Annotated in this window: 24 protein-coding genes; 3 read left to right on the top strand and 21 right to left on the bottom strand. The window is 61.5% G+C overall.

All coding sequences use genetic code 11. The features are described from left to right. On the bottom strand, positions 1-549 hold the full coding sequence (yfcE, locus tag ABHT90_RS05730; protein ID WP_346981909.1) for a phosphodiesterase: 549 nt from the start codon (positions 547-549) through the stop codon (positions 1-3). A gap of 72 nt (positions 550-621) precedes the next feature. Continuing rightward, the gene (larC2, locus tag ABHT90_RS05725; RefSeq protein WP_346981908.1) at positions 622-1,107 is read right to left on the bottom strand and encodes a nickel pincer cofactor biosynthesis protein LarC2; all 486 of its coding nucleotides are present in this window, start codon (positions 1,105-1,107) and stop codon (positions 622-624) included. Between the two features lie 301 nt (positions 1,108-1,408). On the opposite strand from larC2, the gene ABHT90_RS05720 reads away from it, so the two are divergent. After that, a complete protein-coding gene (locus tag ABHT90_RS05720; RefSeq protein WP_346981907.1) occupies positions 1,409-2,320 on the top strand; it encodes a PHP domain-containing protein in 912 nt (303 codons plus the stop codon). Positions 2,321-2,347: 27 nt separating this feature from the next. On the opposite strand, the gene hisE is transcribed toward ABHT90_RS05720, so the two are convergent. The 9 genes from hisE to hisG all read right to left on the bottom strand — a co-directional run bounded on the left by hisE (position 2,348) and on the right by hisG (position 10,450). Next, positions 2,348-2,665: a phosphoribosyl-ATP diphosphatase gene (gene hisE, locus ABHT90_RS05715; protein ID WP_148332629.1), complete on the bottom strand. Its 318-nt coding sequence runs from the start codon at positions 2,663-2,665 to the stop codon at positions 2,348-2,350. Between the two features lie 46 nt (positions 2,666-2,711). After that, a complete protein-coding gene (hisI, locus tag ABHT90_RS05710) occupies positions 2,712-3,041 on the bottom strand; it encodes a phosphoribosyl-AMP cyclohydrolase (protein WP_006235892.1) in 330 nt (109 codons plus the stop codon). Positions 3,042-3,183: 142 nt separating this feature from the next. Further along, entirely contained in the window at positions 3,184-3,966 is a 783-nt protein-coding gene (hisF, locus tag ABHT90_RS05705) for an imidazole glycerol phosphate synthase subunit HisF (protein ID WP_346981906.1), read from the bottom strand. A 3-nt stretch (positions 3,967-3,969) separates the two neighbouring features. Beyond that, positions 3,970-4,713, bottom strand: coding sequence for a 1-(5-phosphoribosyl)-5-[(5-phosphoribosylamino)methylideneamino]imidazole-4-carboxamide isomerase (locus tag ABHT90_RS05700; RefSeq protein ID WP_238057621.1), 744 nt, complete (start codon positions 4,711-4,713; stop codon positions 3,970-3,972). Next, positions 4,710-5,411 carry an imidazole glycerol phosphate synthase subunit HisH gene (locus ABHT90_RS05695; protein ID WP_040359809.1) on the bottom strand — a complete coding sequence of 234 codons (702 nt, stop codon included), beginning with the start codon at positions 5,409-5,411 and terminating at the stop codon, positions 4,710-4,712. The genes ABHT90_RS05700 and ABHT90_RS05695 overlap by 4 nt, the downstream gene beginning before the upstream one ends. A 79-nt stretch (positions 5,412-5,490) precedes the next feature. Beyond that, positions 5,491-6,078 carry an imidazoleglycerol-phosphate dehydratase HisB gene (gene hisB / locus ABHT90_RS05690; RefSeq protein WP_006235888.1) on the bottom strand — a complete coding sequence of 196 codons (588 nt, stop codon included), beginning with the start codon at positions 6,076-6,078 and terminating at the stop codon, positions 5,491-5,493. Next, positions 6,079-7,194 (bottom strand): histidinol-phosphate transaminase, encoded by a 1,116-nt coding sequence (hisC, locus tag ABHT90_RS05685; RefSeq protein WP_346981905.1) that lies wholly within the window; start codon positions 7,192-7,194, stop codon positions 6,079-6,081. It lies immediately after the preceding gene. A 1-nt stretch (position 7,195) separates the two neighbouring features. After that, entirely contained in the window at positions 7,196-8,629 is a 1,434-nt protein-coding gene (gene hisD / locus ABHT90_RS05680; protein ID WP_346981904.1) for a histidinol dehydrogenase, read from the bottom strand. Between the two features lie 105 nt (positions 8,630-8,734). Next, positions 8,735-10,450, bottom strand: a complete 1,716-nt coding sequence (gene hisG, locus ABHT90_RS05675) for an ATP phosphoribosyltransferase (protein WP_346981903.1) — start codon at positions 10,448-10,450, stop codon at positions 8,735-8,737. 393 nt (positions 10,451-10,843) lie between these two features. Between hisG and ABHT90_RS05670 the strand changes: the two genes are divergently transcribed. Both ABHT90_RS05670 and ABHT90_RS05665 read left to right on the top strand, forming a co-directional pair. After that, the gene (locus tag ABHT90_RS05670) at positions 10,844-12,970 is read left to right on the top strand and encodes an efflux RND transporter permease subunit (protein WP_346981902.1); all 2,127 of its coding nucleotides are present in this window, start codon (positions 10,844-10,846) and stop codon (positions 12,968-12,970) included. A gap of 32 nt (positions 12,971-13,002) precedes the next feature. After that, the gene (locus ABHT90_RS05665; protein ID WP_346981901.1) at positions 13,003-15,432 is read left to right on the top strand and encodes a hypothetical protein; all 2,430 of its coding nucleotides are present in this window, start codon (positions 13,003-13,005) and stop codon (positions 15,430-15,432) included. A 443-nt stretch (positions 15,433-15,875) separates the two neighbouring features. Here the strand turns inward: ABHT90_RS05665 and ABHT90_RS05660 are convergent, their stop codons facing one another. The 10 genes from ABHT90_RS05660 to ABHT90_RS05615 form a co-directional block, all read right to left on the bottom strand. Beyond that, positions 15,876-16,937, bottom strand: a complete 1,062-nt coding sequence (locus ABHT90_RS05660) for an SIS domain-containing protein (protein ID WP_346981898.1) — start codon at positions 16,935-16,937, stop codon at positions 15,876-15,878. 267 nt (positions 16,938-17,204) lie between these two features. Beyond that, a complete protein-coding gene (locus ABHT90_RS05655) occupies positions 17,205-18,050 on the bottom strand; it encodes a sugar phosphate isomerase/epimerase family protein (RefSeq protein WP_346981900.1) in 846 nt (281 codons plus the stop codon). A gap of 111 nt (positions 18,051-18,161) precedes the next feature. Further along, positions 18,162-18,995 (bottom strand): PTS system mannose/fructose/sorbose family transporter subunit IID, encoded by an 834-nt coding sequence (locus tag ABHT90_RS05650; RefSeq protein ID WP_006235883.1) that lies wholly within the window; start codon positions 18,993-18,995, stop codon positions 18,162-18,164. Further along, positions 18,976-19,749: a PTS mannose/fructose/sorbose/N-acetylgalactosamine transporter subunit IIC gene (locus ABHT90_RS05645; RefSeq protein WP_006235882.1), complete on the bottom strand. Its 774-nt coding sequence runs from the start codon at positions 19,747-19,749 to the stop codon at positions 18,976-18,978. Before ABHT90_RS05645 ends, ABHT90_RS05650 begins: the two co-directional genes overlap by 20 nt. Positions 19,750-20,043: 294 nt before the next feature. Then, the gene (locus ABHT90_RS05640; RefSeq protein ID WP_346981899.1) at positions 20,044-20,526 is read right to left on the bottom strand and encodes a PTS sugar transporter subunit IIB; all 483 of its coding nucleotides are present in this window, start codon (positions 20,524-20,526) and stop codon (positions 20,044-20,046) included. Between the two features lie 57 nt (positions 20,527-20,583). Continuing rightward, on the bottom strand, positions 20,584-21,003 hold the full coding sequence (locus tag ABHT90_RS05635) for a PTS sugar transporter subunit IIA (RefSeq protein WP_006235880.1): 420 nt from the start codon (positions 21,001-21,003) through the stop codon (positions 20,584-20,586). 21 nt (positions 21,004-21,024) lie between these two features. Continuing rightward, positions 21,025-22,086, bottom strand: coding sequence for an SIS domain-containing protein (locus ABHT90_RS05630; protein WP_346981898.1), 1,062 nt, complete (start codon positions 22,084-22,086; stop codon positions 21,025-21,027). Between the two features lie 278 nt (positions 22,087-22,364). Then, positions 22,365-23,078 carry a GntR family transcriptional regulator gene (locus tag ABHT90_RS05625; RefSeq protein WP_346981897.1) on the bottom strand — a complete coding sequence of 238 codons (714 nt, stop codon included), beginning with the start codon at positions 23,076-23,078 and terminating at the stop codon, positions 22,365-22,367. Then, positions 23,063-23,830 (bottom strand): GntR family transcriptional regulator, encoded by a 768-nt coding sequence (locus ABHT90_RS05620; RefSeq protein ID WP_346981896.1) that lies wholly within the window; start codon positions 23,828-23,830, stop codon positions 23,063-23,065. The genes ABHT90_RS05625 and ABHT90_RS05620 overlap by 16 nt, the downstream gene beginning before the upstream one ends. A 35-nt stretch (positions 23,831-23,865) precedes the next feature. Continuing rightward, positions 23,866-24,357: a hypothetical protein gene (locus tag ABHT90_RS05615; RefSeq protein WP_346981895.1), complete on the bottom strand. Its 492-nt coding sequence runs from the start codon at positions 24,355-24,357 to the stop codon at positions 23,866-23,868. Between the last annotated feature and the right edge of the window lie 362 nt (positions 24,358-24,719).

Here is a 24,719-nt window from a genome sequence, read left to right as displayed (position 1 = left end):
TTAGTCCTCCTCCAGGATCACGTGGCGGAACGCGCCGCCCTCGTAGATGCCGTAGCTGTGTGTGCCGTCCTTGGGGATGCTCACGCTGCCGGGGTTGAAGAGCCACAGGCCCGGGTGCGCCTCGCTTGCCTCGTTAACCTTGATATGCGTGTGGCCGTAGACGAGCGCGGAGCCTTCGGGCAGCGCGGGCGCGTGGTCGACGCTGTTGTGCATGCCGGCGCCAAAGACGTGGCCGTGCGTCAGGAACAGCTCGCGGCCGGCCTCATCGAACAGCGTGGCGTAGTCGGCCATGACGGGAAAGTCGAGGACCATTTGGTCGACCTCGGCGTCGCAGTTACCACGTACCGCGATGATGCGGTCGGACAGGGCGTTGAGCAGCGGAATGACGCGCTTGGGGGCGTAATCGCGCGGCAGGTCGTTGCGCGGGCCGTGGTAGAGCAGGTCACCTAGCAGCACGATGCGGTCAGGCTGCTCGGATTCGATGGCGGCGCACAGGCGCTCTGTCCAGTATGCCGAGCCGTGAATGTCGGAGGCGATGAGGTATTTCATGATGGTCCTTTCGAAGCGGAGTTGATGGGGGCTGAATACGGGGTCCGGCGGATGTGGGGCCCATCTACCGTGTTACTCAAATCGCAGCGCCGCGCTCTGAGCCGCCTGCATCACGCGTTGGAGCGGCGCGCCATGTTCGCGGGCAAGACGGGCGCAATCCTCGTACTCGGGAGCCGCGCGCTCGCTGCCGTCGGGCAGAGTCGCCACCTTAACGGATACCTCGCCCCAAGGCGTTGTCACCTGCTCGAATCGGCGCGGTAGGCAAACGCGTTCCATCACCTGGCGACGAACGGCGTTGGTCGTGGTCTCCAAAAAGATAATCGTCTGTAGGCGCTCGATATCCTCGTGCGAGCAGATCACCTGCAGCTGCCAGCCGGGGCGGCCTTTTTTGCAGTAGAGAGGCAGCCAGTGCACCTCGCGGGCGCCTGCCTCGCGCAGGCGGTCGGCGGCATAGGCGAGTACCTCGGGCGACGCATCGTCGATGTCGCACTCCAGCTTGACGATGGTCTCGGGCGCATCGGTCTCGCGGGACAGCGGAGATGTGCTATCGCATGGCATACGGTCCGGCTCCTTTCCGCGCGGGCTCGTTTTGTTCATCCAAACGCTAGCACATCGGACGTGGCACAAGCGTGACTTTCGTCCGTCGCCGCCCTCGCCCCTATCCAAACATGTACATCAGCCTCCAAACATGTCATTTTCTGCAGCTTTTGGAGGCTGATGTACATGTTTTGAGAGCGCAAGCGAGGCCGCGCCGCGCACCGCACAGCCTTTCCAATCGATTTCGAGCTCCGGCGTGCCCGGCGTGTTAAAAGCTACACCATTACAATGGAGCGGATTCGCTTGACGCAAAGGAGCTGCCATGTCTGCTTGCCCGATGGTCGATTGCCATACCCACACCTCGTTTTCGGACGGACATGCCTCGTTTGAGGACAACGTTCGCGCCGCTGCTGCGGCCAGCTGCCGCGTCATGGTCTCGACCGACCATCTCACCCTGCCCGCCAGCATGGATGCCAACTGCGAAGTGCAGGTTACTGAGGGCGACCTGCCGGTACATCGTCTGGCTTTTGAGGATGCTCGCAAGCTTGCCGCGCAGATTGTGCCGGAGCTCAGCTTTATCTATGGCTTTGAATGCGATTGGTACGAGGGCTGCGAGCCTTTGGTTGAGCGCTGGTCCCAGGGCGCCGTCGTACGCCTGGGCAGCGTGCATTGGATTGGCAACCCGGGAGATATTGCGGCAGGCGCCGCGGGGACGACGGGGACGGAGGACGTCGCTCGTCCCGATACGCCCGATTCGCGCTGCGGCTGGATCGACGATGACACCGACCTGCATGTTTGGGATAACTTAGGCGTGCGCGGCGTGTGGGAGCGCTATGTCGATGACTGGTGCCGCGCCTGCGAGAGCCCGCTCAACTTTGATGTGATGGCTCACCCCGACCTGGTCATGCGCTTTTCGAAGGAAGGCTTTGCGCCCGACTTTGACCCCGCACCGTTTTGGCAGCAGATGGCCGAGTGCGCGCACGATACGGGCCGCCGCGTTGAGGTCTCGACCGCCGCACCGCGCAAGGGCCTCGACGACTACTATCCCGCGACCGGATTGCTGCGTTGCTTTGCCCACGCCGAGGTGCCGATCACTTTTGGCTCGGACGCACACCGCGCCTGCGACATCTGCTGGAACATCCGTGAGGCCCAGGCACACGCCTACGACTGTGGCTACCGAACCTTCGACGTCCCCCACGCCACCGGCGAATGGGAATCCACACCCCTCGCCTAACTAGTCGTTTAAGAACGTCCCCAATGACTAGTGGCGGCGGGCGTTGAGTTCGCCAGCCAGCTCGTCGAGGGTGATGCCGTAGCGCTCAAGCGTCACGAGCAGGTGGTAGACCAGGTCGCCGGCCTCGTAGCGGATGTGGTCGTGATCGTTATCCTTGCAGGCCATGATCACCTCGCTCGACTCCTCGGCAAGCTTCTTGAGCAGCTCATCCTCGACGTCGGTCAGCAGACGCGCGGTATAGCTCTCCTGCGGCGATGCATCACGACGACCGTGAATCACCTCGGCCAGACCTGTCAACGTCTCTCCGATATTTCCATCCTGAACGTTTGCGGTGCGCACACCCATAGTTCAATCCTTTCTGGTTGGCCAAGCGCCTAGTCGAGCGCCCGTCCTACGCGAGTTTCTTAAAGAAGCAGGTACGGTTGCCGGTGTGGCAGGCCGGACCCGGCGAGTCGACCTTGACCAGCAGCGTATCGCTATCGCAGTCGGCCCAGAGCTCCTTGACCTCCTGCATGTTGCCGCTCGTCGCGCCCTTATTCCAGAGCTCCTGACGGCTGCGGCTCCAAAACCACGTGGTACCGGTCTTGAGCGTCAGCCCCACCGACTCCTCGTTCATCCAAGCAACCATAAGCACCTCGCCGGTGTCATATTGCTGAACCACACAAGGAATCAATCCTTTGGCGTCGTATTTAAGATCCGCTGGAGTAGTAATTTCTCTCATTTCAATTCCCCAATTTAAACATCGCCGGTCGGCGAGGGTTGTCCAGGTGCCCGAGATTCCGAGCGACAAGCCCGACGACGCGTACTTAAGTACGCGAGGAGGGTTGGAGCCGGAAGGTCGGGTGCCTGGACAAGCCGCAGCATTAGAAGTCCAATCTCACAGGAATGCCCTGTGAGGCCATATACTCTTTGACTTCGCGAATGCTGAAGGTTCCAAAGTGAAAGACGCTCGCCGCCAGCACGGCGTCGGCCTCGCCCTCGATCACGCCCTCGGCAAAATGCTCGAGCGTGCCCACTCCGCCGCTCGCGATGACGGGAATCGGCACCGCGCGCGCCACGGCGCGGGTGAGCGCCAAATCAAAGCCGGCCTTGGTGCCGTCGCGATCCATGCTGGTGAGCAGGATCTCGCCGGCGCCACGACGAGCCGCCTCCTCGGCCCACGCCACCGCGTCGATACCCGTAGCGTTGCGACCGCCCGCCGTAAAGACCTCCCACTTATCGGCGCCCGGCTCCCCGGGCAGCCCCACACGCTTGGCATCGATCGCCACGACCACGGCCTGGCTACCAAACGCCGCGGTAGCCTGGCTAATCAGCGATGGATCGCGCACGGCGGCAGAGTTGAGCGACACCTTGTCGGCACCGGCGGCAACCATGGTCCGCATGCCTGCCAGGTCGCGAAAGCCGCCGCCCACGGTATAGGGAATAGCGAGCTCCTCGGCCGCGTGCGCCGCCATCTCGATGGTCGTCGCACGGTTGTCACTCGTCGCGGTAATGTCCAAAAATACGACCTCGTCCGCACCCTCGCGGTCATAGGCGCGCGCCAGCTCCACCGGGTCGCCCGCATCGCGCAGGCTCACAAAGTTGACGCCCTTGACCACGCGGCCGTCCTTAACATCCAGACAGGGAATCACGCGTTTGGTAAGCATGGGCTACTCCTCCCCTCGGGCGGCGACCAGTGCCTGGGCCAGCGTAAAGTTGCCCTCGTAGAGCGCGCGACCGGTAATGGCACCTTCAATCGCGCCCTCACCCACCGCGACCAGTGCGCGGATGTCATCGAGCGTCGAGATACCACCCGAAGCCACGACGGGAAAGCCCGCGACCTCGGCCACATGGCGATACGCCGCTACGTCGATGCCCGTCTGCATGCCGTCGCGCGCGATGTCGGTATACACCAGATGCTTAAAACCCAGCTCGGAAAGCTGCGCCACGGCGTCGTCGAGCGCCACACCCGCACCGTCACGCCAGCCATTCACCTTGACCTGACCGTCGCGCGCGGCAATGTCTGCCACCAGCAACTCGCCAAAGCCTTGGGCTGCCACTTCGGCAAAACCCGGCTCGGTCACCAGCACGGTGCCCAGCGCAATACGGCGAGCACCATAGCCGGCCAGCTCGTCGATGCGCGCGAGCGAGCGGACGCCGCCGCCCACGTCCACAGACAGGCCGTCGACGCCGCAGATAGCCTTTATCGCCGCCGAGTTGGCAGCGCACGTGTCCTCGTCCTCGCCAAAGGCAGAAGACAGGTCTACGACGTGCACCCAGCTTGCGCCCTGCTCGGCAAACGAGCGGGCAACGGCAACGGGGTCGTCGGAATATACCTTGCAGCGGCTCCGGTCGCCGCGCTCCAGGCGCACAACCTTGCCGCCGATCAAATCGATTGCGGGAAACAGGATCATCGGCCGGCCCCCTCGACGATGCTCACGAAGTTCTTAAGGATGCGCTGACCCAGCGCGGAGGATTTCTCGGGATGGAACTGGCAGCCCCACACGTTGCCGTGGCGCACGATGCACGGGAAGCTCCGCGTATAGTGCGTGCGCGCCAGCACATCGGCGGCATCGGCATCGTCGGCCACCGCGTAGCTGTGGGTGAAGTACATGTTGGCACCCTCGGCAAAACCAGTAAGCAGCGGATCGGCCGCACCGGCGGGCGTCATGTGCACCTGGTCCCAGCCCACGTGCGGCACCTTCAGGCGACTCGATTTCAAGCGCGTGCACGAGCCACGCATAATACCCAGGCCATCGACCCAGGGACCGCCAGCCTGCTCGGGGGTGTTGCCATCGGCAACCGCGCCCTCGTCCGCAGGCACGCCCTCGTTGCCGCGCTCAAAAAATAGCTGAAGGCCCAGGCAGATACCGAGTAGCGGAGTTCCGGCGGCGACGGCATCGAGCACCGCGTCGGCCTCGCCGCTCTGGCGCATAAAGGCGATCGCGTCATAGAACGCGCCCACGCCCGGGATGACCAAGCCGTCGGCGTTACGGATCTGCTCTGGGTCGTCCGACGTGCAGGCGACGGCACCGGCGCGCGCAAGCCCGCGCACAACGCTCGACAAGTTGCCCTTGTGGTAGTCGACCACCACGATCTTCGGTTCGCCCACGCGACCCCTCCACTTCTCATCATCCAAAACCACCACAAAGGTGCCTGTCCCCTTTGTGGTGGTTTTACCCTTGTAACGGTTACAGCGATCCCTTGGTGCTGGGGATGCCCTGCACGCGGGGATCGAGCTCGCAGGCGTGGCGCATCGTGCGGCCCACGGCCTTAAAGGCAGCCTCGATAATGTGATGCGAGTTGCTGCCCGCCAGCTCGCGCACGTGCAGCGTGAGCTTGGCGTCACGCGCAAAGGCGTAGAAGAACTCGACGGCCAGCTCGGTATCGAAGCTGCCCACGCGCTCGGTCGGCACGGGCAGCTCGCAGTAGGCCTGCCCGCGGCCCGAAATATCAACAGCAGCCATCACAAGTGTCTCGTCCATGGCGATCGCCGCGTCGGCAAAGCGCGTAATGCCCGCCTTGTCGCCCAGCGCCTGGCAAAACGCCTCGCCCAGCACAATACCCGCGTCCTCGACGGTGTGGTGCGCATCGACCTCCACGTCGCCCACCGCGTGCACCGTCAGATCGAACAGACCATGGCGGCCAAAAGCGTTGAGCATGTGGTCGAAAAACGGCACGCCGGTCGAGATATCGCACACGCCGCTTCCGTCCAGGTCGAGCTTTACGACAATGTCGGTCTCGCCCGTCTTGCGGGTCACCTCGGCATAGCGGTCCATCTACATCTCCTCCTTCACCAGCGCGGCAAACGCAGCCAGCACCTCGTCGTTTTCCTGCGGGGTACCCACGGTAATGCGTAGGCAGTCCGCGAGCCCCGGCGCGTAGCTAAAGTCGCGCACCAAAATCGAATACTCGTCGCGCAGACGCTCGCGCACGTGCGTGGCATGCGGCGTGCGCACGAGCACAAAGTTCGACGCGCTCGGCCACGCCTCCACGGGCAGACCCTCGGCAGCCATCACGCGCAGAGCGGCCAGCTCGCGCTCACGCTCGGATGCGACCTGCGCCACCACAGGTGCGTAGGCATCGCGGGCACGCACGCAGGCAAGTGCTGCCGCCTGGCTCAGCACGTTGACCGAATAGATCTGGCGAATCGCCGCGAACACGTCGATGACCTCGGGCGCCGCGATCACATAGCCCAGACGCGTGCCGGCGGCGCCAAACGCCTTGGACAGCGTATGCAGAATCACCAGGTTGGGATGCTCGGCGATAAGCCCCTGCGCCGTGGTAGCCGCGCCAAACGAATCGTCCGCAAACTCAACGTAGGCCTCGTCGACCATGACCATGCCGGGGTACGCATCGCACAGGGCCGCGACAAAGTCGAGCGGAGCCACATCACCCGTGGGATTGTTGGGCGAGGTCACGATTGCCAGGTTGCACTCGGGCGCGGCCGCGAGCACAGCAGCTTGGTCGAGCTCAAAGGTCGCCGGGTCGCGCCACACGTCGCGCACCTCGGTCTGGCAGAGCGACGCAAAGAACGCATACTCGCTAAAGCACGGCGGGCAGTTGAGCAGAGTCCTCCCCGCGCCGCCAAACGCCAGCAGATAGTTATAGAGCAGCTCGTCGCCGCCGTTGCCCACGCAGATGTTCTCGCGCGTCACGCCATGCCAGGCAGCAAGCTCGTCGCGCAGGTCGTTGGACATGGGGTCGGGATAGCGGTTGAGCGGTGTAGCAGTCAGGGCGACGTCGACCGCCTCGCGCACGCCGGCCGGCACGGGGTAGGTGTTCTCGTTGGCCGATAGGTTGATACGCGTGGGCGTAAAGTTAGGATCGTAGGGCTCAATACCGGCCAGGTAAGGCTGGACGAGCTCCTTCATGCGGGGCGTCAGCTCGGCCATATTAGGCCTCCTCGACGACCGCGCCAGCGGCACCGCCCGCCGCCGCCAGGTCCACGCCCTCGGCGACCGTCGCGGTCGTATCGCCCGGCCAGGCAACCTTGGTCAGGTCGGCCGCGGCCAGCGACTCGGCACTCACGGCATCCTCGCCCTGCTCCAACACGCGACGGCGCAGGGCGGCAGAAAGCGCGTGCGCCCACAGGCCCTCGGCCTCGGCCAGGCGCTGCGTAGCGGGAGCGTCAGAGAGCAGGCCCTCGGGCGTATAGCAAATGACGCTCGAGCGCTTAACGAACTCCTCCACCGAAAGCGGATTGGAGAACATGGCCGTGCCGCCGGTCGGCAGCGTGTGATTGGGGCCAGCAACGTAATCGCCGAGCGGCTCGGAGCTCCAAGCGCCCACAAAGATGGCACCGGCGTTGCGGATACCGCCAAGCAGGCCCATCGCATCCTTGCAGTGCAGCTCCAGATGCTCGGGCGCCACGGTGTTCACCGCCTCGACGGCAGCGGCCATGTCGGCGGCCACCACGATGGCGCCCTCATTTTCGAGCGAAGCACGCGTAATCTCGGCACGCGGCGACTGCGCTACCAGAATGTCGATACCCGCCTCGACCTCGCGCGCAAACCGCTCGTCGCAGGTCACCAGATAGCAGGCTGCCAGCGGATCGTGCTCGGCCTGGGCCATCAGGTCGGCCGCGACCACCATGGGCTTGGCCGTGGCATCGGCCAGCACGCAGACTTCGGAGGGGCCAGCGACCATGTCGATACCCACGTCGCCCGAGACAATCTGCTTGGCCGCAGCGACAAAGGCGTTGCCCGGGCCGGTGATCTTGTCGACGCGCGGAATAGTCTCGGTGCCGTACGCCAGCGCGGCCACGGCCTGAGCGCCACCCACCATATAGATCTCGTCCACGCCGCCGAGCTTTGCCGCGGCGAGCGTATACGGGCTGATCAGGCCATCTTTCTGCGGCGGGGTCACCATAACCACGCGTTTGACGCCGGCCACCTTGGCGGGAATGGCGTTCATAAGCACGGTGGAAGGGTACTGCGCGCGACCGCCCGGCACATAGATGCCGGCCGCCGCGAGCGGGGTCACCTTAACGCCGAGCATGGTGCCGTCCGCACGCGTGGTAAACCAGCTCTGCTCGACCTCGCGCTGGTGGAACTCGCGAATCTGGCGTGCAGCCTTTTCGAGCGCCGCGACAAAGGCGGGATCAAGGCCTTCGAGCGCGGCATCGATCTGCTCTTGCGGCAAACGGAAGCTCTGCAGTTCAACGCCGTCAAAACGCTGACAGTAGTCGCGCACCGCGGCATCGCCATTGGCGCGCACGTTGGCCACGATATCGCGGGCGGCGTCGACGATGTTTTGCGGCAGCACGCCCTTGCGGTTGAGCTGGTTGGTAACGAGGCGCTCACCGGGAGCAAGCTTGATGGTCTTCATTTCGGTATCCCCTATCGGTCGAGGTTGTGTTCGAAAAACGAGAGGCCGGACGGCGGCGCCAATCGGCCCGCAGCCCGGACGTTGGGGCGCCCGTGAGTGCTCGCGCTATTGTGCCGAGCCCGCAACGGGCTCAAAATGCTTGCCCTTCACGGCTGCCGCCAAGCGATCTGCCAGATTGCGTACGCGCGGATCCAGACGTGCGGCGCCCGGATTGACAAAGAAGCGGGCCGTGCAGTCCATGATGCGGCCGGTGATGACCAGGTCGTTATCGCGCAGCGTGGCGCCCGTGGCGGTAATATCCACGATGCGATCGGTCATGCCGACGATGGGGCCCAGCTCGATGTTGCCGTGCAGTGAGACGATATCGGCGTTCACGCCGCGCTCGGCATACCAGGCACTCGCGATGCGCGGATACTTGGTGGCCACGCGAAGCGACCCGCGGCGGGCATAGTTGCGCTCGGCCTGGCCGGCGCGCCATGCAGGCTCCGCCTCGATAAACGTGCACAGGCCGTAGCCCAGATCGACCAGCTGCAGCAAGTTGAGGTCTGCCTCGATGAGCGAGTCCCAGCCACAGATGCCGCAATCGGCACCACCACAGCCCACAAAAGCGGGCGCGTCGCTGGGGCGCACGATGACAAACTCGATATCGCCGACCGCGCCCTCGCCGGCACGTGTGTCGCGACCGCGCACAATCAGGTGACGGCCGGGGTCGCGCAGCTCAGAGACGTCCAGGCCCGCGGCCTCGAGCACGTCGAGCGTGTCGGCCTTAAGCGAGCCCTTGGGCACGGCGATGCGCAGCGGGCCCTCGGCGCCGCGGCCCACGGCGTGGTCACCATCGGAGGCGGCGTCCTCGGCAGAGGTGCACGCGGCCTCCAGACGCTCGAGCGAAAAGGCGAAGCCCGCCGCCGGCACCTCGATGCCGTCGCCGAACGCGCCGGTAAAGATAGAGTCGTAGCGACCGCCCGAGCCCACCGGATCGGGCAGGCCACCGGCATAGGCCTTAAAGACCAGGCCCGTGTAGTAATCGAAAGAATTCATAATGGAAAAGTCGAAGGACAGCACCTGAGCGTCCTCGGGCGCCAGGCCCTCGACCAGCGCGCGCAGCTCACGCGTGAGCGGCGCGACAATACCGGCAGCCGCCAGCAGCGCATCCACGCGATCGAGCACTTCGGCCCCACCATGCAGGCGCGGCAGTTCGCTGACGGCGGCCTTAACGGCATCGGTCTCGGCGCTTGCCGCCACGCGGGCATCGAGGCCCACAAAGTCGTTGGCGTGCACGCAGCGCAGAGCCTCGGCAGCCAGCTCGCGATCCTCGCACGCCGCGAGCAGCTCCTTAAACGGGCGCACGCTACCTGCGATAATGCGCGCATCGGGCAGCGCCAACTTGCGAACGGCCTCGGCCACCAGCGAGACGATCTCGACATCGCCCGCGGTATCGCCCGCACCGATGAGCTCAAAACCCAGCTGGGTAAATTGACGCGAACCGCCGGCATTGCGCTGGCATTCGCGAACCACCGGCGCCTCATAGCGCAGGCGCAGCGGCAGATCGGCCGCGCGCATGCGAGTCGAAACCAGGCGAACGATCGGCAGCGTGTTGTCGGGACGGACCACCAGCAGGCGACCGTTGTCATCAAAAAGCTTGAACGGCGTGTCCGCGATGCGGCCGCCTTCCTCGAGCGAACCCTTGTCCTCGAGCAGCGGCGTCTCAACCGGCAGGTAATGATGCTCCCTAAAGCAGCCCTTCACCGTACATGCGATCTCCTCGCGTGCCTGAGCCTCCTCGGGCAATATGTCCCGGAATCCCCACGGTGTGGCCGTCATCTGGTGAGCCTCCTCATGCTGTGTTTCATATAGAACAGAAGACCGGCATAGCTCCGCCGGTCTTCTGGGTACTTTAGCATACTAGAGTGTTTGCGGGGAAAATCCATCGCAGCCGCTCACGCCGTATTCATTTGGAAACATAGGGGCAGACGCTCAGCTAAATCTGACGATTATCTAGGCCAACCAGAAACCATATCCCGTTTTTCGTCTAAAAACTGGGATGCAGTTTCCGCTGAGGACTTTCCGAACTGCTTCTGCAGCGGCTGTTTTGGCTCCGGGACCGTGTCAATCGCATATCTTTATGGCGCCTTTATCCTACACATGTTGTATAACTACCAAATGTGGAATATAACAAAGAGCAAAACATAGGCTGAGCGTTATGGAGGATTGAGGTTGAAAGAGAAGCTATTTCGATGGGTCGTGAAGCACCGCAAACCCATCATCGCGTTCTATGCGGTGGCAGCACTGGTATGCCTGTTCCTGCGCCAGTTTGTAGGCGTTAACTACGACATTACGAGCTATCTGCCCGACGAAGCGGCGTCGACCGTCGCTCTGAATACCATGGGTGATGAGTTTGAGGGTGACATTCCCAACTGTCGCGTTATGGTGCCCAATGTCTCGATCGCTCAGGCGCTCAAATACAAGGACAAAATCAAAAAGGTCGACGGCGTCGAGGAGGTCCTATGGCTTGACGACGCGGCAGATATCGATCAGCCGCTTGCCACGCAAGACAAAGACACCGTTGAGACCTATTACAAAAAGAACAACGCCCTGTTTACGGTGACGGTTAATTCCGAAAAGGAGATCGAGGCAACCGACGCTATTCGAGATATCGTGGGCGACGAGGGCGCCATTACGGGCTCGGCCATGTCTAACGCGCTCGCCACCACATCGACCGAGCAGCAGATCAGCATTATCACGGTCGCTGTCATAGCGATTATCTTCGTGATTCTGGTCATCACGACTACCAGCTGGGCCGAACCCATCCTGGTGCTGCTGGGCCTGGGCGTCTCGGTGTTTATCAACTGGGGCACCAACCTCATCTTTGGCGAGATTAGCTTTGTCACCAACTCTGCGGGCTCCATTTTGCAGGTTGCCATCGCGCTGGACTTCTCGGTCTTTTTGCTGCACCGCTTTAACGAGGAGCGTGGCCGCCACGGCAGCGTTGCCGAAGACATGGTGCAGTCGTGCTGCCTGTCCTCGGTCGCCGTGTTTTCGAGCGGTTGCACGGTCTGCATCGGCTTTATCGCGCTTGCCGCCATGCAGTTTAAGATCGGCCCCGACCTTGGTCTTGCCCTTGCAAAGGGTATCGCCATCAGCCTGGTATCGGTCTTTACCTTTGTTCCTTCGATGTTCGTTCAGTTCGATGGCTTTGTGCAAAAATCGCAGCACAGGCCCTTTGTCCCGCCGCTGGGTAAGTTCGCCCGTCTGGTGCTCAAGGTCTGTATCCCCGCTGCCGTCGTGATCCTCGCCGTGGTTTACCCTGCGCGTGTGGCATCGACCTCCAGCGATATCACGTACTACTACGGCACTTCGCACATTTTTGGTTCGGATACGCGGCTTGGTCAGGATATGGACAAGGTCAAGGAGGTCTTTGGCAACTCCGATACCTACGTTGTGCTCGTTCCCCGTGGAGAGGTGAGCGAGGAGCAGGCACTCTCCAATGAGCTCAAGGCGCTCCCCGAGGTCAAGTCCATCCAGAGCTATGTTGACGTTGCGAGTCCCTATATCCCCACGGGCATGGCCGAAAAGGACACGCTCGATCTGGTGGAGGGAGAGCACCACAGCCGTTTGGTGCTCACGGTTACCGCGCCCTACGAGGGTCCGAGTACATTTAAGCTGGTCAAGAAGATTCGTTGTATCGCGGACAAACATTATCCGGGTAAGGCAATGCTCGCCGGCGAGGGCGTGAGCACCACCGACCTTAAGGACACCATCACCGTCGATAAGGGCAAGGTCGACCTCATCGCCGTCGTGGCCGTGTTCGCGGTCTTGCTGCTGGCCACCAAGTCGCTGAGCCTGCCGATCATCTTGGTGCTCGTGATTGAGACCTCGATCTGGATCAACTTTGCTGCACCGCTCTACACCGGTATGCACGAGTTCTTCCTCGCCTACTTAATTGTGAGCTCCATCCAGCTGGGCGTTGCCGTCGACTACGGCATCCTGATTGCTGACCGCTATCGTGAGGACCGCGTGACCATGCATAAGCGCGAAGCGCTACTCGAGACCATGGAAGCTTGCACGATTCCTGTTTTGACCTCTGGATCGGTTCTGCTGATCAGTGGCTTCCTGATCCATGCGATCTCGAGCCACGGCGTGCTCAAGCAGATCGGCTGGTTCCTGGGCGTCGGCGTGAGCATCTCCCTAGTCGCCGTACTCTTTGCGCTGCCGGGTTTCCTGTATGTGCTCGATGGCCTCATCGGCAAGACCACGCTCAAAGCTCATTTTTTGCCCAAGGATGCCCAGGATCCGGTTTCGGATACCACCGAGGCATCGGCTGCGGACGGCTCCGCTCAGTAACGTTTTACAAAGCAGTTGGAAGGAATACCGCAATGCATACCCATACCACTGATACCGCTTCGAAAGAGCTCAAAGCCCAACGCGATCTTGTACGTCGTCCCCATAAGCGCATCGCTGCGCTCGCTCTTGCCGCCGGTCTGACCGTGGCCCTTACCGTTCCCGGTGCCGTTGTGTTCGCCGACGGCGTAGGGTCGACGAGCGCTGCCTCGGCTACGAGTGAACAGATGGCGACGGACTCCGATAACAGCACGCCGGGATATAAGAAAAACCAGGTCGTATACGTCAAAACCGATGCCGACGGCAATCGCACGGGTGTTTACGTGGTCAATAGCTTCGAGGCCAATAAGGGCGTCAAGATCGACGATGCCGGCACCTATAACAAAGTGACCAACCTATCGACGACTCAAAAACTAACGGACGACAGCGGGTCGGTTGCCGTTACGGGCCAGGGAGTGCAGGACTTTGTCTACCAGGGCGATCTGGACAAGAACACTCAGATGCCGTGGAACGTCACCGTGGCATACCAGCTCGATGGCCGCGATATCGACGCCAAGGATTTGGCGGGCAAGAGCGGCAAGCTCACCATGAAGCTCAAGGTCGAAAAGAATGACGACTATACCGGTGGCGATTATGCCGATAACTACCTGGTTCAGATTACCGGTCAGCTTAAGGATGCCGAGGCACACGATATTGAGGCTGAGGGCGCCACGGTTGCTGCCAACGGCTCCAACACGCAGCTTACCTACATGGTGATTCCCGGCAGCACCGGAGACTACACCATTACGACCGATGTTGAGGATTTTGAGTTTGATGGCTGGCAGATTGTCGGCGTGCCGCTGAATCTTGCCATCGATGTGGACTCGAGCAGCATGGATACGAGCCAGCTCGTGGAGCTCTCCAACGGTATTGCTACGGCCAATAGCGGTGCTGGCCAGGTTGCCGACGGTGTCAAGACGCTCGCGGCCTCGCTTGCCACGGCCAATACCGGTGCCGGCACGCTGTCCAGTGGCGCCGCTGCGCTCGCGGCGGGTACGAGTCAGCTCAACGCGCAGGTCCCCACGCTGGTCGAAGGCGTGAGCAACCTTAATGCCGGTGCCGAGGGGGTTAATGCCGGTGCCGTGCAGCTTAAGGGCGGTGCGTCCGATCTTTCGGCGGGCCTTTCCAAGCTGCAGGGGAGCGCACAGCAGATCTCGGGCGGCATAAGTGGAATTGCCGCTGGGTCCGATACGTACGTCGACGCGCTGACGCTGGGCAAGCAGGCTCAGGAGGCAAACCTTGCCAAGGCGCAGGCTGCGGCCAAGGCGGCCCAGGACGCCGTGACCGCTACGTCGGGCAACGCCTACAGCGCGCTGTACGGGCCGCAGGGTCTTACGGCGGCGCTCAGCGGCGAGGGGCAGTACCTTGCCGGTGCACAGCAGGCGCTCGGCGGGGCAAAGCAGGCCGCGAGCGCCATGGGCAACGATGCGGCAAAGGCTAACGCCGAGAGCGCAAAGGCTGGCGCCGAGAGCACCGTTGCATCTATTGCCGCTGCCAAGGCGGCGGTCGCCGATGCTCAGGACGCGCTGGATAACGCGGCGGATCTCGACTCCGCCAAGGCTGCGGCAGCCAAGCTAAGCGAGGCTACGGCACAGCTGGATGCCGCCACCGCAAGTGCCGGCAGTGCTGCTACCAGCGCGGGTGCCGCCGCCACGGCGGCATCGAGCGCCGATGCGACGGGTCTTACCGCGCTTCTCGATTCTGCATCCAATGCCGTTGCGGGCGCGCAGGGTCTTAACACGCAGGTGTCGCAGGGCCTTAAGGGTGCCGAGTCCATGTTTGGCACGCTTACCGATCAGGTTACGACTTTGGCCCAGGCGGCCGGCGCCCAGGGCGGCGCCCAGGGTGCCGTCACCGCGCTCGATAGCGCCATTCAGGGCTACACCACTGTCCAGGATGGCCAACAGCTGAGCCTGGCCGGAGCCATCGCCTATATGAACAGCGCGATCAACCCGGCAAACCCCACGGCCGTGAACCCCGGTCTTGTCGCCGGTGTTGGCTCTGCAGCAACGGGCGCGGGTCAGCTGAGCGATGGCGCCGCGGCTCTTGCCGCGGGCACCGACCAGCTTGCTGCGGGCACACAGCAGCTCAACGGTGCCACGCCCGCGCTTGCCAACGGCGCATCACAGCTCAACAACGGTGCGGCGCAGCTCAAGACAGGTGCTGCTAGCCTTGCCAGCGGCACGAATCTTCTCTCCTCGGGTGCGGGTACGCTTGCCAGCGGCGCATCCGAGCTCGGCAACGGCATGCAGGAGCTTACCGACCGAACGAGCAATCTCGATACTCAGGTCATCGACACCGTTAAGGACAAGATCGAGGAAATGCTCAACCCCGGCTTTACGCCGACGGACTTTGTCAACGGCGAGCAGGGCGGACATATAAATCGCGTGCAGTTTGTCTATATGACGGGCGCGATCAGCAAGTAGGCAGCCGCGCCCTTGTGGCGATTGGCATCGATAGCAAGTTATGAGGGGAGTGGCCGTCGGGCATTGTCTCGGCAGCCCCTCTTTGCTGTCAGCGGCCACTTCGCGTCTTTGCAGAAGCTGTACCGCAAGATTTGTGTTTGGAAGGAGACGCGCTTTCTGCAAGGGGCGGAGCGCGGAAAGCATGTCCCGGATTTGATGCTCGGAACGGGATGAGCTTTCCGGATCGGACCCCAAGCGGAAAGCGCGTCCCGTTTCGGGGCTTCAGAATGGGACGCCCTCATCCGGAAACCGCATCCCACTCTGAGCCGAAATTCCGGGATGAGATTTCCGCCGAGGACACCCTGCGCCGACGGCAACGCAAAAAGGGCGCCCGCGCGAATGCGGACGCCCTTGTGTAGGGTCGAGATATCAACCAGCCAAGATATCGGCCCTGCGGCCAGCTCTTAGTAGTCGAACTGGTGGTAGTAGCGGCGGTACTTGAGGTTGTGCTTGGTGACCAGCTCGTAGTTGCGCGAGAGGCGGTCGGTGGTGAGCACCGACAGGATCCAGGGGGACACGATGACGCGGAAGTCGTCGTCCAGGCCCGGGATCGCGTACTCGGCGGTGTCGATGATGACGTAGTCCTCGTCGCCGGTCACGCCGCTGGTGAGGAAGGCGCGGACGCGCTCGTCCAGGGCGCGGCACTCGTCCTCGCCCATGAACAGGAACACCGGGACGCCGGGCTCGAGCAGCTCGAGGGTGCCGTGGAAGAAGTCGTGCGAGGTGATGTGGCGGATGCGCTTCCACTGCATCTCCTCGAGCAGGCACATGGAGTACAGGATGGTCTCGCCCCACAGGGCGCCCGAGCCGATGAACATGGTGTAGTCGGCCAGGGCGTACTTCCTCGCGAGCTCCTCGGCGCGCGGCTCGAAGCGCTTGCGGATGTCGAGCATGTCCTTCCAGACGTCCTTCGTCTGCTCGATGAACAGGTCGAACTTGGGGAAGCAGCCGCGGCGGTTGAGCAGGCGCAGGCCGAAGCAGTCGGCGAGGTAGTAGCCCTTCTCGCAGCCGCCGGCGCCGTGGTCGGAGGCCATCATGACGCAGTTCTCGGCGCCCACGGCCCGCCCGATCTTGCCCTCCGGGTTGGTCATGGCGTAGACGCGCACGCCCATGGCCTTCATCTTGCCGATGGCCTCGAGGACCTCGGGGGTGGTGCCGGACTCGGAGGCGGTCAGCACGACGGAGCGCTCGGTCATGCGCTTGTGGCCCATGACGTTCCACTCGGCGGCGTGGATCAGGTAGACCTCGAGGTCGCGGTCGCCGAACTTGTTCATGAGGTACTCGAGCTGCATGAACTCGTCCCAGGTGCCGCCGACGCCCATCAGGAAGACGGCGTCGTAGCCCTCCTCGTGCACGCGGTCGGCCAGGGCGGTCATCCTCTTGCCGGCCTCGTAGACGTTCCTGCCGTCCTCGAGGTAGCCCTCCTGGTCGAAGTGCATGATCTCGATCTTCTCGGTCTCCTTCATGTGTGTCCTCCCATCACATGTGCGCAATTCTATACATCGCGCTTCTTGCTGATACCAATTATAGCCATACGATTGCTTGTTATTTAATACCAATCCAAACTCACGGAGATTTGCGGCGAACGGTCGGTTTCCTCGCCCGAGTGGTATTACAACGCCAATAGTTGTCTATTTCGAGCGCTACTGCCAACGGGTTCCCCACAACTCGCCAGCTATAAAAGCGTTGCGCCAGACCCGCCCAAGCGTTTCCGGCGCAACCGCGCAGTTTAGTTATTCGGCTTCCATCTCCGCTGTCACACGGCGATACATCTCGATAACCTGAGTCGTCGCCTTGGACGGATCCTGATAGTAGCGGCCATCACACGTCTCGGCCGAGACATAGCCCGTATAGCCGTGGCGCATGAGTGCCTCGAGGTCGGCACGCATATCACGCTCGCCGTCGCCCCAGGCAAGATGCGTCGTGCCGCCGCCCACATCTACAAAGTGGGTGTGAACGATCTTGTCGCCCAAAACCTCAAAGTAGCCGTCGATCGTGTCGCCGGCAACTTCCATGGCGCCAAAGTCGATACAGGCCTTCAGGTTGGGACGATCGACCGCCTCGAGGATGCGCGCGACATCCTGTGCGGTGTTGACCAACACGGACTCCGACGGCTGCAGGGCCTCGAGCGCGACGCGAATACCGCGCGTATCGGCGTAGTCGCACACCGAGCGCAGCATGGCAACGCTGCGGGCCCAGGCGTCCTCAGCCGGCTCGTCCAGATAGGCCCAACCACTCGTCACCAGAATCTGCGGCACGCCCAACTCAACGGCAACGTCGATCACATTCTTAAAGTACGAGAGGATGCGTTTTTGGCCCGCCTCACCGCGCACCGCGACGTTCCACGGCTTGGGGTTGTTCTGCTCGGGGCACACGCACACGATCTTGATACCGTATTGGGCGGCAAGATCGCGAATCTTATCCACCGAATCGTGCTCATGGCAATCCACATACAGGTGCATCGAGCCGGTCCACAGCTCGATATTGCGATAGCCCGCCTCGCTGGCCGCCTTAAAAAACGTCTCGATGCTGTAGTAACGATGGTTGATGTTCATGAGCGAAAGCTCGGGTACGACCATAGCCCTCCCCTTTCGTACGGAGTTTTAAAAAACAGGGGGCCGCCGCAGATGCGACAAGCCCCCAAAGATCGACGCAACCGTTAGACGCGATGGAAGCGCGATTCGAACATATTAGGCAAGCACGCCAAAGTAAGCGCCGATGATGCCCACGACCATGGTGCAGAGGATCAGGACCATCGGGTTGATCTTCTTGGAGAGCAGCCAGTAGTAGAGCCAGAAGGCGGCCATACCGAGCATACCGGGCATGATGCCGTCCAGGATGTCCTGGAGAGTCTGGGCGGAGTCGCCCTGACCAATGGCGATGGGCAACGAAGCCCAGAACATGTCCTTGCTCATGGCGCCGACGACCATGACGCCGACAATGCCGACGCAGGCCATGATCTTTTGCATCAGGCCGGTCTTCTGAGCCTCGTCGAGGAAGCCAATGCCTAGCTCATAACCCTTGATAGCGCCAAAGATACGAATCAGGAACGCCGGGATGTTGTAGACGAGCAGGAAGGCGATGGGGCCAAAGACGTTGCCGGCCTGGCACAGGCTGATGCCCACGGCAGCGGCGACGACGCGCAGGGTGGACAGGAAGAAGGAGTCACCCAGGCCGGAAAGCGGACCCATGAGGGCGGCCTTGATGTCGTTGACGCTCTCGGGCTCAACCTCGCCACGAGCGACCTTTTCTTCCATGGCCATCGCGATGCCACCCACGAAGGGAGCGAGCTGCGGGGTGATGTTGAAGAATGCGCTGTGACGGTGCAAGGCCTCGGCGTAATCATCGGGACGGCCGGCATAGATCTTCTTGAGCATGTTGGCGACCATCAGGCAGAAGGCAATGTTCATCTGCTTGTAGTAGGTCCAGGAGAATTCCATGCCCAGGGCGCCGGTGTTCACGGCGCTCTTAATGAGGTCGGAGCGAGTAATCTGGTTCTCGGAATTAGAAGTCATCGTCCTCATCCCCTTCCACAGAAAGCTGGGACTGGGCGCCACCAAGGCCCAGCAGGTCGTACTTGTCGATGCCGATGATGATTGCGATCAGAGCGACGCCGAGGACGGGCACGTTGGCATAGGAGCACAGCAGGAAGCCCAGGAAGTAGAACGGCACGAGCTGCTTGGTAAGCACCAGACGGCCGAGCATGGCGAAGCCCATGGCAGGCAGGATGTTGGCTGCGACGCCAAAGCCATCGAGGACGAACGTCGGGATGAAGTCGAGCAGGCCCTGAACGGCGTCGGCACCCAGATAGAAGGAGACCGAGCACAAGATAAAGGCCAGGACGACAATCACGAGACCGATAATCCAGTGCATAGCGTAGATACCCTTGAGGTTACCCTTGCTGGCAAAGACGTCGGCACGGTCGACCAGAAGGGGCATACCGGCGTTGACGACGTTCTTGATGGCCAGGCACAGAGTGGCGATGGGCATCGCGAGCGCGATAGCGGCCTCGGTGCTCTGACCCAGCTGAATAGCGAAGGCGCAGGCGAGCACACCGCCAATACACTCATCGGGCGGCACGTAAGCGCCGATGGAGATAGAACCCATGAAGAGCAGCTCGAGGCTCGCACCGATGGCGAGGCCGGACTGCAGGTCCCCGAGGACTATGCCGACGAGCGGGCACAGAACGATCGGGCGGAACGCATAGAGCGTACCGAGCTGATAATCGAGCTTACCGAAGGCAGCGATAAGTCCGATGAGGATCGCTTGAACAAGCATTGTTCCTCCCTTTGATCCCTCTTGGATCCGCGCGGCGATTCCCGACTTGTCAGCGCGCCCTTTTCCATGCCGACAATCGCCCAGACAGATCCAGCTTGTACCGGTGTGCTGTTAACACCTAAACCGGTGCAAATGATTTGATACCAATTATATAGTCATGCGAAAACTATTTAATACCAATCGCTCAACGGGCGTGTACTCCCGGTGAACGGTAGATGGGGGTAACGGGTAAAGCGTTTATCCGGTACGCCCACGAATAGGGGCGGCGCCGTGCGCGCCGCCCGTGGTTCCCAATTAGAGGGCGCTTAGGGCATCGACCTTGGGGTCGTCGGCCAGAGCGCGAATCTCGACCTCGACACCGCGGCCGACGAGCTCACGAATGTCCTCTTCCTCGGCAGCAGTCACAAAGATCTGGCGGGAGATCTTACGGGCATCGGGACGCTGCTCGTCCTTGGACTTGGTGTTGCCCAGATTGATGGAGGTGATCTGCGGGCAGCCGTCGACAAGCTGCTTGGCCTCGGCGATGCTGGCGACGCAGATGATCATCTTGTACTTATCGGTAACACCGGAGTTGATGGCCTCGATGGCGTGCTCCATGTCCTTGATGACGAGCTTGGCGTTGGCAGGCTTTCCCATCTTGAGCGTAGTCTTCCAGACGGGATCGTTGGCAACCTTGTCGCCAACGCAGAAGATGCAGTCAGAGCCCAAGCCCTGGACCCAAGAGACGGCCACCTGGCCATGAAGCAGACGATGGTCGACGCGAAGCAGTTGAATCATGATTGACCCCCAAAGGTCTCATGCCGGAAACCCGGCCCCATTAATAGCAGGCGGTGACTAGAACTCTTCCTCGTCATCCGCATCGGTCAGCAGGTCGTTGACAAACTTGACGCGCGTGTCGTCAGCCGCGAGGATCTCGCGGATAACCTGATCGGCGGGAGCCTCCTGGTCCGAAAAGAGCAGCTGGATCAGCAGCGGCAGATTCATGTTGGCAACCAGGTAGGTGTTGGGGCGCGTCTGGACGATCTTGGTGAACTCGTTGTTGACGCTGCCGCCAAACAGGTCGGTGCACACGATTACGTCGTCGGCGGGGTCGAAGGTCGCCAGGAGCTTGGCGGCCTCCTCGGCGACGTCGGTGCGGCCGTCGACAAACATCGACAGGTCGTGGACGTTATCGCGCGCGCCCGAGAGCAGCTCGGTGCTCTCCTTGATGCCGGTCGCAAAATGCGCGTGGCTGGCGAAGATGTATTGCCTCATTGCGGTTTCCCCCAAATGAAATTAGTAGTCGAACTGGTGGTAGTAGCGGCGGTACTTGAGGTTGTGCTTGGTGACCAGCTCGTAGTTGCGCGAGAGGCGGTCGGTGGTGAGCACCGACAGGATCCAGGGGGACACGATGACGCGGAAGTCGTCGTCCAGGCCCGGGATCGCGTACTCGGCGGTGTCGATGATGACGTAGTCCTCGTCGCCGGTCACGCCGCTGGTGAGGAAGGCGCGGACGCGCTCGTCCAGGGCGCGGCACTCGTCCTCGCCCATGAACAGGAACACCGGGACGCCGGGCTCGAGCAGCTCGAGGGTGCCGTGGAAGAAGTCGTGCGAGGTGATGTGGCGGATGCGCTTCCACTGCATCTCCTCGAGCAGGCACATGGAGTACAGGATGGTCTCGCCCCACAGGGCGCCCGAGCCGATGAACATGGTGTAGTCGGCCAGGGCGTACTTCCTCGCGAGCTCCTCGGCGCGCGGCTCGAAGCGCTTGCGGATGTCGAGCATGTCCTTCCAGACGTCCTTCGTCTGCTCGATGAACAGGTCGAACTTGGGGAAGCAGCCGCGGCGGTTGAGCAGGCGCAGGCCGAAGCAGTCGGCGAGGTAGTAGCCCTTCTCGCAGCCGCCGGCGCCGTGGTCGGAGGCCATCATGACGCAGTTCTCGGCGCCCACGGCCCGCCCGATCTTGCCCTCCGGGTTGGTCATGGCGTAGACGCGCACGCCCATGGCCTTCATCTTGCCGATGGCCTCGAGGACCTCGGGGGTGGTGCCGGACTCGGAGGCGGTCAGCACGACGGAGCGCTCGGTCATGCGCTTGTGGCCCATGACGTTCCACTCGGCGGCGTGGATCAGGTAGACCTCGAGGTCGCGGTCGCCGAACTTGTTCATGAGGTACTCGAGCTGCATGAACTCGTCCCAGGTGCCGCCGACGCCCATCAGGAAGACGGCGTCGTAGCCCTCCTCGTGCACGCGGTCGGCCAGGGCGGTCATCCTCTTGCCGGCCTCGTAGACGTTCCTGCCGTCCTCGAGGTAGCCCTCCTGGTCGAAGTGCATGATCTCGATCTTCTCGGTCTCCTTCATTCCCGCTCCTTTCACGAGCAGTCTGAATTGTCGCACGGACACGAACGGGCTTGCCGTCCCATTAGTCCCGTTTAACCTTGTGGTCATCTTGACCACAAACTCAACAATTCAAAGGTTCTTAATACCAGTGAACGATTACAGGTTAGCCGTTTTTAATACCGATTTTTCGATTTAATCCTCCTCTCTCGGTAGACGGTCAGTTTTGGCCGTTCATCGGTCGAGCGACACATGTCCTAAAAAAACGAGCGTCCTCGCCGTGCGCAAGGACGTTCTAGATACTAATAGTTGTAGGCATAACCGCCGGCATCGCCGCGAGTAAAGGATTTGGCGTACTCGATGACCTGTCCGCTCGCATCGTAAGTCAAGCATTCCAGCACAAGCGCCAGATCTCCTGGCTCAAGATTGAGCAGGCTCGCATCGCGTGCGCCCAAAGCCTCGATATCGAGCTTCTCAATCGATTTATCCGGCTTTCGACCCAACATGTCATAGGTTTCGTACAGACTGAAAACCGAAATATCGACATCCTCGATACCCGGGAACAGCAGGCACGGAATCAGCGTCATCTCGATCGACACGGGCTCGCCATCGATGCAGTTAAGACGGCGCACCGAGTAAAGCAGATCGTCCTCGGCGATACCAAACAGGTCGGCATAGTACAGGCCGGCATAGCGTTTGGAACGCGCGAGGATGCGTACCGATGGCGTCGCGCCCGAGGCCAAAACCGTCTGGCGAAAACCGCCTTTGCGAACGTGCTCATCAAACCACTTATGCCCCACAAAGGCGCCCTTGCCCTGCACGCGACGAATCTGACCGCTCTTGACCAGCTCGTCCATGGCGCTACGAATTGTCAGACGCGTGGTGCCAAACTCCTCGGCCAGTTCATTTTCGGACGGAATCATCGAACCCGTCGGATAGTCGCCGCGCTCGATTCGCTCCGCAATACAGCGGCGGATTTGTTTGTAGACCGGCAGGTCCCCTACCGCTTCAGCCATTCGGCACCCACCTTCGTTGCAACGCCGTCCGCCTCGCCGTTATCGGCAAAGCGATACTTGGTCGGCAGAATCACGGACTTGCAATACTCGACAAAGCCGTCGTTCTCGTCGCGTTCGTGAGACGCCTTGTAAAACACTGGCGTGCCCTCCTGGGCATCCAGCAGCTTGGCCTCGTCGGCGTTCAGGCGGCTGATGGAAATATGCTCCTTGCCGTGCGTCACATGGACATTGCCCTCTTTGAGCAAAACGTCATAGAGGCTCTCTTGCTCAAAATCGTGATCGGGAAGCGAGGGACATAAAGACAGATTGACGTATGCCGTCTCGATCGATGCGGGGGATCCATTGACCACGCGAACGCGTCGAATGCAGAAGAGCGGCATACCCAGATCGATCTGCGCCTTTTGAGCCAAATCGATATCGGCATACACGACCTTTGACCATATCAGGCGTGCGGTGGACTTTGAGCCGACCCTCTCGACGGCCTGGGTATAGTTCCACGTTTCCTGAAAGATGTTCAGCGGTTTGGGCGGGCACACATAGGTGCCCGAACCACGGCGGCTTTCCAGGGTTCCGCACGATATAAGACGCGTGATGGCAGCACGAAGCGCCGTGCGTGATACGCCCAGCTCTTCGCAGAGCACGCGCTCGGCAGGCAACCGATCGCCACCCTGTAAGTCATAGTGTTTGATATACCAAAGAATGCCCTCAAGGGCGCGATCTTTGGGCGGAATCGCATATGGTTCGCTCGACATGGACAAGGCTCCTCAACCGCCTGATGCTGCGGGCATCATTTCTCCGAACACCCCATGGCGTCGAAGGCTTCCTTAATCTGTTCCGCAACGTTCCGATACGACCGATACAGGCCGGAGTCTCGCTTGACTTCGCCCGCGGTCACCGGAATCTCAAGCTTCGAAATCTCATCCTCGCCGGTTTGCACGGCAACGATGACACCCATACCAAGGCACATATTACGCTTGGCGGCGTTATTTTTGGTAGCCTGAGCTGGATTAATCAGAATCTGCTGAGCGAGCTCACGATTGCTGAGCTCCGGTACATCCTCGGGATTTCCAGTCTCAACGATCTCGCACTGCAGCACATCCGCATAGTCAAAGATCTTTGGCTCGGCACCACGCTGATGCACAGCCCACTTGTGGCGCGTGGCATCTTGGTAGATAGCCGGCAAAAACGTAAACCGCGGCGGGTCCAAAATCGTATCCGTGATGGTAAACACATCGGGATCAAAGGCATCCTGCGGGTTTTTCTTCTTGAACAGCCCCATATCAGCCTCCCGTACTAGTATTAAACAACTCAAGCCGAATATAGCACCAATTTGAAGTTGCAACGGCAACCCTTCGGTACACGGCGGCAATCACGCGCTCAGCGGAAAAGTGTACGGGCGAGGGCCGGGGTGCCTGCTTTGTTTTGAGAAGTGGGCTCCGCGAACTTCTCAAAACAAAGCAGGCACCCCGGCCCCGGCGATGTATCTCGGGCTAGCCATAGTAAGACTTCCTGTTTCCAAGGCAGCAACAGCCATGTCCCCAATACATTAAAAAAATCAGCCCCCGCATATCGAAACGGTCGAGAGGGCCGCCTCCGGGCGGGTGCCTTCCTCTGAGAAGTTCGCGAAGCCCACTTCTCAGA

It is taken from the genome of Collinsella aerofaciens (assembly GCF_039758815.1).
GTDB classification, from domain to species: Bacteria; Actinomycetota; Coriobacteriia; order Coriobacteriales; family Coriobacteriaceae; genus Collinsella; species Collinsella aerofaciens_BP.
Note: the sequence above shows the minus strand (reverse complement) of the source record. Positions and strands in the feature narration are given on the sequence as shown.

Excerpts from the sequence above, each read along its gene's own strand:
- yfcE (WP_346981909.1), bottom strand. The coding sequence starts at position 549 with ATGAAATACCTCATCGCCTCCGACATTCACGGCTCGGCATACTGGACA.
- larC2 (WP_346981908.1), bottom strand. The coding sequence starts at position 1,107 with ATGCCATGCGATAGCACATCTCCGCTGTCCCGCGAGACCGATGCGCCC.
- ABHT90_RS05720 (WP_346981907.1), top strand. The coding sequence starts at position 1,409 with ATGTCTGCTTGCCCGATGGTCGATTGCCATACCCACACCTCGTTTTCG.
- hisE (WP_148332629.1), bottom strand. The coding sequence starts at position 2,665 with ATGGGTGTGCGCACCGCAAACGTTCAGGATGGAAATATCGGAGAGACG.
- hisI (WP_006235892.1), bottom strand. The coding sequence starts at position 3,041 with ATGAGAGAAATTACTACTCCAGCGGATCTTAAATACGACGCCAAAGGA.
- hisF (WP_346981906.1), bottom strand. The coding sequence starts at position 3,966 with ATGCTTACCAAACGCGTGATTCCCTGTCTGGATGTTAAGGACGGCCGC.
- ABHT90_RS05700 (WP_238057621.1), bottom strand. The coding sequence starts at position 4,713 with ATGATCCTGTTTCCCGCAATCGATTTGATCGGCGGCAAGGTTGTGCGC.
- hisB (WP_006235888.1), bottom strand. The coding sequence starts at position 6,078 with ATGGACCGCTATGCCGAGGTGACCCGCAAGACGGGCGAGACCGACATT.
- hisC (WP_346981905.1), bottom strand. The coding sequence starts at position 7,194 with ATGGCCGAGCTGACGCCCCGCATGAAGGAGCTCGTCCAGCCTTACCTG.
- hisD (WP_346981904.1), bottom strand. The coding sequence starts at position 8,629 with ATGAAGACCATCAAGCTTGCTCCCGGTGAGCGCCTCGTTACCAACCAG.
- hisG (WP_346981903.1), bottom strand. The coding sequence starts at position 10,450 with ATGACGGCCACACCGTGGGGATTCCGGGACATATTGCCCGAGGAGGCT.
- ABHT90_RS05665 (WP_346981901.1), top strand. The coding sequence starts at position 13,003 with ATGCATACCCATACCACTGATACCGCTTCGAAAGAGCTCAAAGCCCAA.
- ABHT90_RS05660 (WP_346981898.1), bottom strand. The coding sequence starts at position 16,937 with ATGAAGGAGACCGAGAAGATCGAGATCATGCACTTCGACCAGGAGGGC.
- ABHT90_RS05655 (WP_346981900.1), bottom strand. The coding sequence starts at position 18,050 with ATGGTCGTACCCGAGCTTTCGCTCATGAACATCAACCATCGTTACTAC.
- ABHT90_RS05650 (WP_006235883.1), bottom strand. The coding sequence starts at position 18,995 with ATGAGGACGATGACTTCTAATTCCGAGAACCAGATTACTCGCTCCGAC.
- ABHT90_RS05645 (WP_006235882.1), bottom strand. The coding sequence starts at position 19,749 with ATGCTTGTTCAAGCGATCCTCATCGGACTTATCGCTGCCTTCGGTAAG.
- ABHT90_RS05640 (WP_346981899.1), bottom strand. The coding sequence starts at position 20,526 with ATGATTCAACTGCTTCGCGTCGACCATCGTCTGCTTCATGGCCAGGTG.
- ABHT90_RS05635 (WP_006235880.1), bottom strand. The coding sequence starts at position 21,003 with ATGAGGCAATACATCTTCGCCAGCCACGCGCATTTTGCGACCGGCATC.
- ABHT90_RS05630 (WP_346981898.1), bottom strand. The coding sequence starts at position 22,086 with ATGAAGGAGACCGAGAAGATCGAGATCATGCACTTCGACCAGGAGGGC.
- ABHT90_RS05625 (WP_346981897.1), bottom strand. The coding sequence starts at position 23,078 with ATGGCTGAAGCGGTAGGGGACCTGCCGGTCTACAAACAAATCCGCCGC.
- ABHT90_RS05620 (WP_346981896.1), bottom strand. The coding sequence starts at position 23,830 with ATGTCGAGCGAACCATATGCGATTCCGCCCAAAGATCGCGCCCTTGAG.
- ABHT90_RS05615 (WP_346981895.1), bottom strand. The coding sequence starts at position 24,357 with ATGGGGCTGTTCAAGAAGAAAAACCCGCAGGATGCCTTTGATCCCGAT.